Genomic DNA, 11,668 nt, shown 5'->3' on the forward strand with positions numbered 1-11,668 from the left:
TCACGCCGAGCTAGTCCGGGAACCTGGGGCTGGAGGCCCCGGGGGCTGGTGTGTGAGTTACCCCTCGCTCGGCAGGGTGAGGACCTCGTAGCCCTCCTCGGTGACGACGAGGGTGTGCTCGAACTGGGCGGTCCACTGTCGGTCGCTGGTCTGGACGGTCCAGTCGTCATCCCAGATCTCGTAGTCCAGCCCACCCAGGTTGATCATCGGCTCGATGGTCAGGGTCATGCCCGGCTCCAGCAGCGTCTGGTTGCTCGGGTTGTCGTAGTGCAGGACGATCAGGCCATTGTGGAAGGTGGGGCCCACGCCGTGGCCGGTGAAATCGCGGACCACGTTGTAGCCGAAGCGCTTAGCGTAGGACTCGATCACGCGGCCAATGACGTTGATCTCACGGCCGGGCTTGACGGCCTTGATGCCGCGCCACATGGCGGCCTCGGTGCGCTCGACGAGGAGGCGGTGCTCTTCGCTGACGTCCCCGGCGAGGAAGGTCGCGTTCGTGTCCCCGTGCACGCCGTTCTTGTAGGCGGTGACGTCGATGTTGACGATGTCCCCGTCCTCGATCACCGTCGTATCGGGGATGCCGTGGCAGATGATCTCGTTGAGGCTCACGCAGGTGGACTTCGGGAAGTCCCGGTATCCCAGGGTGGAGGGGTAGGCGCCGTGGTCGCACATGTACTCGTGTGCCACGCGGTCGACCTCGTCGGTGGTCACGCCCGGGCGGACGGCCTTGCCGGCCTCCTGGAGCGCGTCAGCGGCGATGCGGGAGGCTTCGCGCATCTTCTCGATGGTCTCTGGATCCTGGATCCAGGCCTCGCCGATGTTTTCCTGGACCTCGGCCTTCCACGCGTATTCCGGCCGCTCGATGTGGGCGGGCACGGTGCGGATCGGGGTTGGCTTACCTGGGGAAAGTGCTGCTCTGGTCATAGTGCCCGATGGTACCCCTCGGGCAGCGGCACAGTTCCTTTAGCCCTCAGCGGCCGGGGTCAGCTGGTTCTCGCGCGGGGCGGCCGGGGCATCCAGGTGCTTGAAGAACTCCCCGGTCACCGCGGTGGCGTGTTCACTGCCGCCGCCGCGGACGATGAGGGTGGCGAAGGCGAGGTCGCCGCGGTAGCCGGAGAACCAGGCGTGCGAGCCGTCGTTGATCTCCGCCTCACCGGTCTTGCCGCGGACGTCGCCGTAACGGTCGAGCCCGGCCGCGGTGCCGTTGGTCACCACATCCTGCATCATCGCCTGCAGCTCAGCGATCCTCTTCTTATCGAGCGGCTGAGGCCCGGCCGGGGCCTTCTTGTCCTTATCGGTGCTGCTCTTGTTCCCTGTGGGCTTCTGTTCGGCGCCCTTCGGCTGGGTGCCCGGCTTCGGCTTGTGAGAAGTGATGAGGTACGGGGTCGGCATCTTCCCCGCCGCCGCGGTGGCCGAGACCAGCGCCATGCCGAAGGGGCTGACCAGGTCGTGGCCCTGGCCGTAGCCCGCCTCGGTGCGGTCCAGCATGACCTCGCCGGTGGGTACCGAGCCGGTGAAGGTATCCAGGCCCGGAATCTTGAAGTCCACGCCCAGGCCGAACTGCGCGCTCGTGGCCTTCAACTCGCCGGGCTTGAGCTTGGTGGAGATGTCCGCAAACGTCGTGTTGCAGGAGCGGGCGAAGGCCTGGCGAAGCGGTCCGTCGCCGAAACCGGAACCGTTGTAGTTCGTGACGATGCGTCCGCCGATGTCCTGGGTGCCCGGGCAGCCCACAATCGAATCAGGCGTGAGGTTCTGCTTCTCCAGGCCTGCGTAGGCGGTGATGATCTTGAACGTCGAGCCCGGCGGGTACTGTCCCTGCAGCGCGAGGTCGCCGTGCTCATCGGCCTTCGCGGTCTGCGCGACCGCGAGCACCTCGCCCGTCGACGGCCGCATGACGACCATCATCGTCTGGCTATCCGCCCGGGTATCCACGGCTCGCTGGGCGGCGTCCTGCACCTTCTTGGAGAGGCTGACCTGCACCGACGGGGCTTCCTTCGCCTCGTGCTTCTCCAGCTCCGTGACCTCGTTGCCCTCGGCGGTGGAAACGATAACCTTCCAGCCGTCGGTGCCCTGCAACTCGTCTTCGACGACCGCATTCACGCGGCTCAAGATGTCCGGCGCAAAGTTTGGGTCCGGGCGGACCAGCGCGGATTCATCGTTGAGACGCACCCCGGGCACGTCCCGCAGCGCGCCGCGCAGCCGCTGTCCCAGCTTGTCCTCCACCATGACGACCGAATAGTCGCCGTCGACCTTCTTGGCCTCCGCCGCGACCTTCTCTGCATCGATGGTCGGAGCATGCTCCCCACCCAGCGCGCGGACTTCAGCTGCGATGCGCTCGGCGGCTGCCCGGGCATCGCCGGCCTTGTCTGCGTTGAGGAAGATGCGCCACTTCTTCCCCGGCTTCATCAACACGGCACCGTCGGAGCCCACCACGCTCGCGGTCTCGGCCGCCACGGTGCGCAGCTCCATGTGCTGATTGGCCCCCAAGCGCGGGTGCAGAACCGTGGGCTGCCAGCGGACCACCCAGTCCCCCTTCGACTTGGTGAGCGTCATCTGGGAGTCGTAGGTGAAACGGCGCTCACCCGGCAGCTGCCAATCCATGCGGTAGCTAGCGGTCGCGACATTGTCCTGGGTGCGCACGTCCTTGAGCTTCGCGTCGAGCCCCTCGGCCTGCAGCTTGGCCCAGGTGTTGTCGATCTCCTTGGCCGCGGTGTCCGACTTATCCGTGATGGTCTCCGGCTCATTGCGCTCGGCCAGCCGTTCCAGGAACTCCGCCGCGGCGTCATCCGCCACATCCGGGCGCGGGGTGCACCCGGTGGCGGCCACGGTGACCCCCAGGGCGCACAGGAAGGCGAGGATAATCCGACTCATAACCGTGTACGTTAGCACCGCATTTGTGCTGTTCACCGGCATGACACAACAGAATTTTCACCCTGCTTAACACGGCAGGGGTGCCCACAGGAGCCGGTAGGCGATGATCCTCGCTGGGCCTTGCTAGGCGATGATCCCCCGCTGGCGGGCCACGGCGACCGCCGAGGTGCGGTTATTGGCACCCAGCTTGCGGAAGACGTGCGAGAGGTGGCTTTTCACGGTGGCCTCGGTGAGGACGAGGTGACGGGCAATGTCCCGGTTGGATTTTCCCTCGCCGACCAGGGCCAGCACCTCGAGTTCCCGTGGGGTCAGCGCTTCGGTCGGGTTTGTCATTTGGCCCATGAGTTTTCCCATGATCTCCGGGGCCATGACGGACTCGCCACGGGCGGCGCGTCGGATGCCGTCCAGCACCTTGGACGGCGGGGCATCCTTGAGCAGGTAACCGACCGCACCAGCGGAAACCGCACCGACGACGTCCTGGTCGGTGGAGTAGTTCGTGACCACGAGCACCTGGGGGCCGTCGGGGATAGCGCGGATCGCCTGGGTGGCGCGCACCCCGCCCGCAAGCTCGGTGCCAGCCGGCCCCTCCCCGAAACGCAGATCCATGAGCACCACGTCGATCTCCTGCTCGGTCCCCTGGAGTTCCCGGACCTGGACCACGGCCTCGTCCGGGTCGGCGATCGAAGCGACGACGTCGATGCCCGCAGCGTCCTCGGCGGTTTCGATGAGAGCCTGCAGCCCCACGCGGACGACGGGGTGGTCATCCACGATCATGATGTTCAGCCCACCCTGGGCTCCCCGAGCTGGGGCCTGTGCTGCGTGTTTCACGGTGTCTCACCTTCCCGGCGCGGGTGCACCCCGGCGCCATCGACCCGATCGTATCCGGTCGTGGGCACCGTGATCGAGATGCCGGTTCCCTCCCCAGGGGCGGACTCGATGGTGATCTCGCCGCCGAGGGCCTCGACGCGACGGTACACCCCGGAGAGGCCGAGGCTGCCACCGGTAGCTCTGCGGTCGATGGCATCGCTGGGGTCGAAACCCGCACCGTTGTCGACGACGTCGAGGATGACGTCCCCCGGGTGGAAGGTCAGCGAGAGCTTGGCGCGATCGGCACCGGAGTGACGAACCACGTTAGATACGAGTGACTGGGCGCAGCGCAGCAGCCCTTCCTCCACCTCGTCGGGCAACGGGCGAGGCGCGCCATCGGTCTCGAAGCTCAACTTCTCCCCGAGCGGGGTGGAGCTGGCTAGCCGTGCCAGGGCCACGGGCAGCGCTGCTCCCTCTAGTGGGGCGGGCTGCAGGGCGGCGATGATGCGGCGGGTCTCGGCGAGGTTCTCGGCGGCGGTGGCTCTGGCCAGCCGCACCTGAGTGAGCATCCGCTGGTGCACCGCCTCGATCTTCGGCCGGCCTGCGGGATGCTGGGCAGCAGCCCGATTTCCCCCGCTATCTGGCGCTAGCCCGGTCTCGCCTACCCGGGCCTCGCTTGTCCCGGACGGGTTGGGTCCAGCGAGCTGGTTCTCCACGGCGGTGAGCAGCATGTGGATGCTGGATAGCCCCTGGGCCACGGTGTCGTGAATGTCGCCGGCCAGCCGCATCCGTTCATCGGCCTCACCCGCCTTGCGGGAGCTGGCCAGAGCCTCTTCTCGGGCCGCGACCAGCGCATCGAGTGCGCGTGCCTTGGCGGTGGCTTCTCGGTGCAGCAGCTGGAGCCCTACCCCCAGGGTCCAGGCGACGGCTGCGCCGATGATCGGCCCGGTCACCGCGCCGATATTCCAGCCGATGTGCCCCACCAGCATCGTCACGACCCCAAGCGTGAGTGCGGCGACCACCGCCGCGGAGATCCTCGGGCTAAACACGTACACGGCGAGGAAGAACATCGGGAAGACGACGAATGCGCCCTCCAGTTGCCCAACGGACATCACCGCCCAGGCCCCCACCAGCAGGGCGAACCAGGTGGGCGCGCCCAACCACCGGGTGACAAGTCGCTGGCTGCAGTACAGCACCCAGAACACACCCAGTCCGACCCAGGTCATGGGGTGGGTTGCTCGCCACGCCACGAGGATGAGCAGGCCGATCATCAACACCTGTAGGCCCAGCCACAGCCCGTGGGAGAGCTTGCCGGTCACCGGCTGCGCGCTGAGTGAATGGGTACGCGGGTCTTCGTTCACACCTCCACCCTAACCCCCCACAGCCTGCGGCTTTGGTGTCACTCATCCTTTCGTATGAGTCAAAGTCCACCCTCACAGCCGATGTATTCGGCCCGGTCGGCAGCGAGCATAGAAGTATGTTCCAAGGTCTGAAAGAGCTGCGTTCCGCCCCCAGCCGCACTGCGCTGATCACCCTGACAGTCGCCATGATCACCGTGATGGTGACCTTTCTGGCTTCCCTGGCCGCGGGTCTGAAATATCAGTCGGTGTCCGCGCTTCAGGAACGCCTGGGGGAAAACCAGGTGCTGGTCCTCGAGGATTCCGGCACCGCGTCGCTGTCCTCCTCCCGCCTCAGCGAGTCCCAGATCGACACGCTGCGCGAGGACTACGGCGCTTCCCTGCTCGTCGTCGCGCGTCAGCGCGTGGACTCCACCCCTGTCTCGGTATTCAGCTCCCCTGATGCCCCGCACGGTGTGGCGCAGGTGCCATCCGAGTTTGAGGACGACGCCCTCGCCAAAGCCTTCGGCACGCCAGGCAGGATCACGCTGGGTGGCAGCGATTTCCAGGTCGAGCGCCCCGACCGGGACCTCTACTTCGACCACCAGCCGGTGATCTTCGTCTCCGACGCCGACGTCGGCAGCTTGCCCGCCAACTCGCTGGCGGCCGTCGTAGACGCCGACGCGATCGAGGCCGAGGGCGGGGCACCCGAGGGCACGGTGGCGCTGAGCGGCGATGACCGGTGGAATGCCTCGGCCTCCTATACCGGTGAGCAGCTCTCGTTGAACCTCATGATCAACCTGCTGTACGTGATTTCCGCCCTCGTGCTCGGTGCCTTCTTCATGGTGTGGACGATCCAGCGCTTGCGTGGCGTGGCGATCTCCTCGGCTCTGGGCGCTTCCCGCCGGGTGCTGATCACCGACTCGCTGGGCCAGGCCGTGGTCGTCCTCGCCGGGGGAATCTTAGGCGGGCTCGCGGTCACTGGCGGTGTCGGGATGGCCCTGGCCGACACCCTGCCGATTGATCTCACCGCGTCCACGATGCTCCAGCCGGCCGGGATTCTGCTGCTCGCGGGCCTGGCGGGATCCGCGCTCTCGCTGCGCCCCGTGTTGAAGGTCTCCCCGCGCGAAGCCATGGCGGCAGCCTAGGCATCCCACTGGCCGAGGTAGTGCCGCCACCCCGCTGACGCACAATCCTCGCCGCTGACTTCCCCGACGTACCACCCCGATATAGACCCCAACGACGCCTTCCAAGGAGAACACCCATGACCACCGCAACCTCGCACAACACCCAGGCCCTACAGCAGAAGCGCAATGCACGCTCCCTTTCCGGGCTCACGATGGACGCCATCACCCTGGAGGTCACCGATGGCGCGGCAACCCGCCGCGTCTTACATGAGGTCTCCCTGCACATCGCCCCGGGCGAACTGGTGGGCATCACCGGCCCGTCTGGTTCCGGCAAGTCCACGTTGCTATCCGTAGCTGGCTGCCTGCAAGAACCGACGAGCGGCGAGGCCGTATTGACCGCAGCCGACTCCAGCGAGGAGTTGACACTCACCGGGCACTCTGCCCGCGAGGCAGCGCGCATCCGTCGCAGCCACATCGGCATCGTCTTCCAGCAGCCGAATCTCTTGCCCTCCCTGCGAGTCAAGGATCAACTCATGGCGATGCTGCACCTGGGCTCCCCGTGGCCTCTGCAGCGCAAGGCCAAGCAGGCGGCTTCCCAGCGCGCCGACGAGCTGCTGGAGGCCGTGGGTCTGGGTGGCCTGCAGCAACGCAAGGTCGGCGAGCTCTCCGGTGGGCAGCAGGCGCGGGTCAACCTCGCCCGCGCGCTCATGAACTCCCCACAGCTCCTATTAGTCGATGAGCCGACCGCGGCACTGGATACCACCACAGCCACCCAGGTCACCGAGCTGATTCGACAGATGGCTCGGGAGTCCAACGCGGCGACCCTGTATGTCTCCCACGACCAGGATCAGCTGGCCACCCTGGACCGGGTAGTGACCCTCGTGGACGGCGAGATCACCGAGAGCCGCTAACCCCGGATAAGACTTCGGCCCGGCCTGCGTATGCAGGCCGGGCCGATCGTCGTCATAAAAGGGAAAGAACCCTAGCGGGTGACCTTCACCTCGGCGGAAGCGCCCTCCACGGCCTCCATGCCCTGCTCCTCGGCGATGCGGTGAGCCTCCTCGATGAGAGTCTCGACGATCTGGTCCTCGGGTACGGTCTTGATGACCTCACCCTTGACGAAGATCTGGCCCTTGCCGTTACCGGAAGCCACGCCAAGGTCGGCGTCCCGAGCTTCGCCCGGACCATTAACCACGCAGCCCATAACGGCCACGCGCAGCGGGAACTCCATGCCCTCCAGGCCTGCGGTGACCTCCTCAGCCAGGGTGTAGACGTCCACCTGGGCGCGACCACAAGACGGGCAGGAGACAATCTCCAGCTTGCGGGGGCGCAGGTTCAGCGACTGCAAGATCTGGTCGCCGACCTTGATCTCCTCCACCGGGTCCGCTGACAAGGACACGCGAATCGTGTCCCCGATGCCCTGGGAGAGCAGCGCGCCGAAGGCCACGGAGGACTTGATGGTGCCCTGGAAAGCCGGGCCCGCCTCGGTCACGCCAAGGTGCAGCGGGTAGTCCGTCTTCGCCGCCAGCTGGCGGTAGGCCTCAACCATCGCGACCGGGTCGGAGTGCTTCACGGAGATCGCGATGTCGCCGAAGCCGTGTTCCTCGAACAGGCCGGCCTCCCAGATGGCGGACTCCACCAATGCCTCGGGGGTGGCCTTGCCGTACTTTTCGAGCAGGCGCTTATCCAGGGATCCGCCGTTGACACCGATACGGATCGGAATGCCTGCGTCCCCAGCGGCCTTGGCGACCTCCTTGACGCGGCCGTCGAATTCCTTGATATTGCCCGGGTTGACACGCACCGCGGCGCAACCGGCCTCGATGGCCTGGAAGATGTAACGCGGCTGGAAGTGAATGTCAGCGATCACCGGGATCGGGGACTTCTTGGCGATGATCGGCAGGGCCTCGGCGTCGCGAGGCTTCGGGCAGGCCACGCGGACGATGTCGCAGCCCGACGCAGTCAGCTGGGCGATCTGCTGCAGCGTGGCGTTGACGTCGTGCGTCTTCGTGGTCGTCATCGACTGCACCGAGATCGGGTGCTCGCTGCCGACTCCCACGTCGCCGACCATCAGCTGGCGGGTCTTCCGGCGCGGCGCGAGCGTGGGTGGAGGTCCATCTGGGATTCCCAGAGAAATGCCGGACATGAAGGTCTCTAGCCCCTTTCGAAGAAAATAGAGTGCTGCGGATCAAGCAGCGTGCCCCTCCCAGCCTAATACCGCCCCGGCGACAACGGGCAACGCCCCCGCCGGTGTGGTGCGGACAGAGTTGCGAATTAGAAAAGCCGCACGGGGTTGATCACATCCGCGACGATGACGATGGCGCCGAAGACCATCAGCAACAGCGCGACACCGTAGGTCAGTGGCAGCAGCTTGCGGTAGTCCACCGGCTGGCCCGGCTCTTTACCCCGGCGGCGGCGCAGGCCATCACGAATGCGCTCGTAGATGGCCACCGCGATGTGCCCGCCATCGAGTGGCGGCAGCGGCACCAGGTTGAAGGCGGCGAGGAAGAGGTTCAGGCTGGCCAGCATCATCAGGAAGTAACGCCACTGCTCGTGTTGCACCAGCTCCCCGCCGATGCGGGAAGCACCCACCACGCTCATGGGGGAATCATCCGCGCGCTCGGCCCCGAAGATCGCCGCGACCACTCCTGGCACCTTCGCGGGCAGCGCGACCAAGCCCTTGGCCGTCTCGGAGACCATATAGCCGGTAAAGGAGAGGGTCCCTCCCACCGCGGTCGCCGGGTTGTATTCGACGTTGCCCGGCAGCTTGATCGTGATGCCAATCGCACCGGCGAGTCTCGTGGAGCCGTCCTGGTTGCGCCGTTCCACGATGTCGACGTCGACCTGCTTAACCTCGTCGGCACCATCCGGGTTTTGCACGCGCATCGGCACGGTGAGGGTATCGCCCACGCTGAGTTCGCGGCTCTGGGCGTGTGCCTCACCGCTCCCGGCGCCAGCCGCGTTCTCCGAGACGAGTTGGTCAATGGCCTTGGTGAAGTCCGGGAAGGTGGGCACCTCCTGGCCATCCACCTCGGTGATGGTATCGCCCGGTGTGATGCCCGCAGCGGCTGCTGGGCCGTCGCCCGTGCAGTCTGCGAGGGTGCCGTCGGCGTCCTGGGTCGGCGGGGCGCATTGGGTGGACTGCACGGTGGTGCGGATGTCCGCCTTGTGGTCGGGCAGGCCCCAGATATTCGCCACCGAATAGAGCACGATCAGCGCGACGAGCACGTTGACGGCGATGCCGCCGGAGAGCACGATGACCCGCTGCCACCAGGGCTTGCGGTACATCGCGTGGGGCTTTTCTTCCTCGCTGAGCTCGTCCAGCGGGGTCATGCCGGCGATCTCGCAGAAGCCGCCGAGCGGAATCGCCTTGATCCCGTACTCGGTGTGCGGCACGCCACCGGTCGGGTCGGTAGCAACCTCCGTCTCCGCCGTTAGCAGGGCCGGATTCGCCGGGACGTTGGCAGCGTCGACGTCGACGTCCGCTGTTCCCGCGGTGGCAGCGCCCCGTCCCTTAGCCTTCGGCGCGGTGGACCACAGGGTGGGCCCGAAACCGATGAAGTATCGGCGCACCCGCATGCCGAAGGCGCGGGCGGCGAACATGTGTCCCGCCTCATGCAGCGCAATACTGATCAGGATGCCGAAGGCGAAGAGCAGTACTCCTAGCCCAAAAGCCACGGGCTCATCCTCTCATGTGCCAGTGCGCGGGCCTCGCGCTCGGCCTCCAGAACGTCCTCCAGGCACGTCGGGGTGGACGCTGCACCGGAGGCGGACATCACTGCTTCAACCGTGTCGACAATGCGGGGGAAGGCCATATTCGCGTTGAGGAACTCGATCGCAGCTTCCTCGTTCGCCGCGTTATAGATCGCGGGCATGACCCCGCCCGCCTTCGCTGCCTCGCGGGCCAGCTCCACCGCGGGGAATACCTCGTCGTCGAGTGGCTCGAACTCCCAGGTGGCGGCCTGCGTGAAGTCGAGCGGCTGCCCCACCCCGGCGACGCGGTTCGGCCAGCCGAGCGCGAGGCTGATCGGCAGCTTCATGGACGGTGGGGATGCCTGCGCGATGGTGGAGCCGTCGCGGAAGGTCACCATCGAGTGCACGATCGACTGCGGGTGAACGGTGACCTCCACGCGGTCGGAAGGCATGTCGAAGAGCAGGCAGGCCTCGATCAGCTCCAGGCCCTTGTTCACCATCGTTGCGGAGTTCAGCGTGTTCATCTGGCCCATGGACCAGGTGGGGTGGCTGGCCGCCTGGAGCGGGGTAACCGGCTCCAGTTGCTCGCGGGTCCAGCCGCGGAACGGCCCGCCGGAGGCGGTCAGCACGAGGGTGGCCACCTCGTCGCGACGCCCGGAGCGCAGGCACTGTGCCATCGCAGAGTGCTCGGAGTCGACGGGGACGAGCTGCCCCTCATCAGCTGCGTCCAGCACCAGCTGGCCGCCGGCGACGAGGCTCTCCTTATTCGCCAACGCGAGACGCGCCTGGGTACCCAGGGAGGACAGCGTCGCCTCGAGCCCCTGGGAGCCAACCAGGGCATTCAGGATCACGTCCGTGCTCTCCAACTGATCGCCGAGCTCCTCCACCAGGTCGCGGGCGGAGTCCTGGCCACGAATGCAGTGGCCGCCGAGCTGGGCTTCGACGAAATCGGCGGTTCGGTCGGAGGCCACCGCGACTCGCTCGGCGGGCAGACCGATCTTCTGGGCCTGCTCCAACAGCAACTCGGGCTTACTGCCGTGGGCCGAAATCCCAATCACCTCGAACTGTTCGGGATTGTCGAAAACCACCTCGAGGGCCTGGACACCGATGGATCCAGTACTCCCGAGAATCACCACGCGAGTCTTGTCGAAAGTCATGGCCATATCCTAACCCGCCGGGGGCGAAGCCTCCTACACCCGAGTAGGGGCTGTATGGCGTGTGGAGATACCTACATTCTGTGAAATCTATGGCAAGATGAGTGTGATTAACTGATCAGACGTCAGGAGGATTCCGTGGCTCACCACGAAGCAAAGGTTGAAGTTTTCAACGGCATTTCGACCGAAGATGTACCATCCGCGGGCTGGGGCTGGAGCGCCCTGAGCAAGCGCGCCGTCGTTCTGTCCGGCCTCATTTCCGTCGGATTCCTGGTGTTCATGCTGGTTGGTAACCACGAGGGCAACGTCGAGAACATCTGGCTGATCGCCCTGGCTGCTTTCATCCTCGTCGGTACCGCATGGTTCGCGTTCGAGCCTAAGGCCAAGGAGCGCACCACGGTGACCGCACGCAACAAGGCCCAGGGCCACGTGGAGCCGAACTGGACTGCAGACCAGCTCAACAACACCGGCGTGTACGCGGACCTCACCCCTGAGGAGAAGCTGGCGCTGAACATCAAGGAGTAGCGCAGCTACCCCATTAGCGACACGCCAGGCGTCTGGCACAAGCGATGGCCCCGAACCAGAAGTGGTTCGGGGCCATCGCTGGGTTAAGTAAAGAAAAGTGTGTCTTTTCCGGGCGTGTTGCGGTTATTTGATCCAGCCTTTTTGGATGCCGAGGTTG

At 66.1% G+C, this 11,668-nt stretch carries 10 protein-coding genes; 3 read left to right on the forward strand and 7 right to left on the reverse strand.

Going from position 1 to position 11,668, the window contains the following annotated elements; all coding sequences use genetic code 11:
• Positions 1–57: 57 nt before the first annotated feature.
• The 4 genes from map to QP413_RS02045 all read right to left on the reverse strand — a co-directional run bounded on the left by map (position 58) and on the right by QP413_RS02045 (position 5,039).
• Complete coding sequence (gene map, locus QP413_RS02030) at positions 58–924, reverse strand: type I methionyl aminopeptidase (RefSeq protein WP_284780316.1); 867 nt, start codon at positions 922–924, stop codon at positions 58–60.
• A 39-nt stretch (positions 925–963) separates the two neighbouring features.
• Positions 964–2,871, reverse strand: a complete 1,908-nt coding sequence (locus QP413_RS02035; protein ID WP_284780317.1) for a penicillin-binding transpeptidase domain-containing protein — start codon at positions 2,869–2,871, stop codon at positions 964–966.
• A gap of 123 nt (positions 2,872–2,994) precedes the next feature.
• On the reverse strand, positions 2,995–3,645 hold the full coding sequence (locus tag QP413_RS02040) for a response regulator transcription factor (protein ID WP_187289748.1): 651 nt from the start codon (positions 3,643–3,645) through the stop codon (positions 2,995–2,997).
• Positions 3,646–3,695: 50 nt separating this feature from the next.
• Positions 3,696–5,039: a sensor histidine kinase gene (locus QP413_RS02045; protein WP_284780318.1), complete on the reverse strand. Its 1,344-nt coding sequence runs from the start codon at positions 5,037–5,039 to the stop codon at positions 3,696–3,698.
• Positions 5,040–5,155: 116 nt separating this feature from the next.
• On the opposite strand from QP413_RS02045, the gene QP413_RS02050 reads away from it, so the two are divergent.
• Entirely contained in the window at positions 5,156–6,163 is a 1,008-nt protein-coding gene (locus tag QP413_RS02050) for an ABC transporter permease (RefSeq protein WP_015381552.1), read from the forward strand.
• A gap of 116 nt (positions 6,164–6,279) precedes the next feature.
• On the forward strand, positions 6,280–7,053 hold the full coding sequence (locus tag QP413_RS02055) for an ABC transporter ATP-binding protein (protein WP_284780319.1): 774 nt from the start codon (positions 6,280–6,282) through the stop codon (positions 7,051–7,053).
• Between the two features lie 71 nt (positions 7,054–7,124).
• On the opposite strand, the gene ispG is transcribed toward QP413_RS02055, so the two are convergent.
• From ispG to dxr, 3 genes are all read right to left on the reverse strand, one after another.
• The gene (gene ispG, locus QP413_RS02060) at positions 7,125–8,285 is read right to left on the reverse strand and encodes a flavodoxin-dependent (E)-4-hydroxy-3-methylbut-2-enyl-diphosphate synthase (RefSeq protein ID WP_284780320.1); all 1,161 of its coding nucleotides are present in this window, start codon (positions 8,283–8,285) and stop codon (positions 7,125–7,127) included.
• Between the two features lie 128 nt (positions 8,286–8,413).
• Positions 8,414–9,817 carry an RIP metalloprotease gene (locus QP413_RS02065; protein WP_284780321.1) on the reverse strand — a complete coding sequence of 468 codons (1,404 nt, stop codon included), beginning with the start codon at positions 9,815–9,817 and terminating at the stop codon, positions 8,414–8,416.
• On the reverse strand, positions 9,802–10,995 hold the full coding sequence (gene dxr, locus QP413_RS02070; RefSeq protein WP_284780322.1) for a 1-deoxy-D-xylulose-5-phosphate reductoisomerase: 1,194 nt from the start codon (positions 10,993–10,995) through the stop codon (positions 9,802–9,804). The genes QP413_RS02065 and dxr overlap by 16 nt, the downstream gene beginning before the upstream one ends.
• A 129-nt stretch (positions 10,996–11,124) precedes the next feature.
• Here dxr and QP413_RS02075 point away from each other — a divergent pair, with 129 nt between their 5' ends.
• A complete protein-coding gene (locus tag QP413_RS02075; protein ID WP_148811632.1) occupies positions 11,125–11,511 on the forward strand; it encodes a DUF2631 domain-containing protein in 387 nt (128 codons plus the stop codon).
• Positions 11,512–11,668 lie beyond the last annotated feature (157 nt).

Origin of the sequence: Corynebacterium sp. UMB4614 (assembly GCF_030217065.1) — a bacterium.
Lineage (GTDB): Bacteria > Actinomycetota > Actinomycetes > Mycobacteriales > Mycobacteriaceae > Corynebacterium.

What these genes read in the sequence shown, in the direction of transcription:
- map (WP_284780316.1), bottom strand. Translation starts at nt 924, where the DNA reads ATGACCAGAGCAGCACTTTCCCCAGGTAAGCCAACCCCGATCCGCACC.
- dxr (WP_284780322.1), bottom strand. Translation starts at nt 10,995, where the DNA reads ATGGCCATGACTTTCGACAAGACTCGCGTGGTGATTCTCGGGAGTACT.
- QP413_RS02040 (WP_187289748.1), bottom strand. Translation starts at nt 3,645, where the DNA reads ATGATCGTGGATGACCACCCCGTCGTCCGCGTGGGGCTGCAGGCTCTC.
- QP413_RS02035 (WP_284780317.1), bottom strand. Translation starts at nt 2,871, where the DNA reads ATGAGTCGGATTATCCTCGCCTTCCTGTGCGCCCTGGGGGTCACCGTG.
- QP413_RS02050 (WP_015381552.1), top strand. Translation starts at nt 5,156, where the DNA reads ATGTTCCAAGGTCTGAAAGAGCTGCGTTCCGCCCCCAGCCGCACTGCG.
- ispG (WP_284780320.1), bottom strand. Translation starts at nt 8,285, where the DNA reads ATGTCCGGCATTTCTCTGGGAATCCCAGATGGACCTCCACCCACGCTC.
- QP413_RS02055 (WP_284780319.1), top strand. Translation starts at nt 6,280, where the DNA reads ATGACCACCGCAACCTCGCACAACACCCAGGCCCTACAGCAGAAGCGC.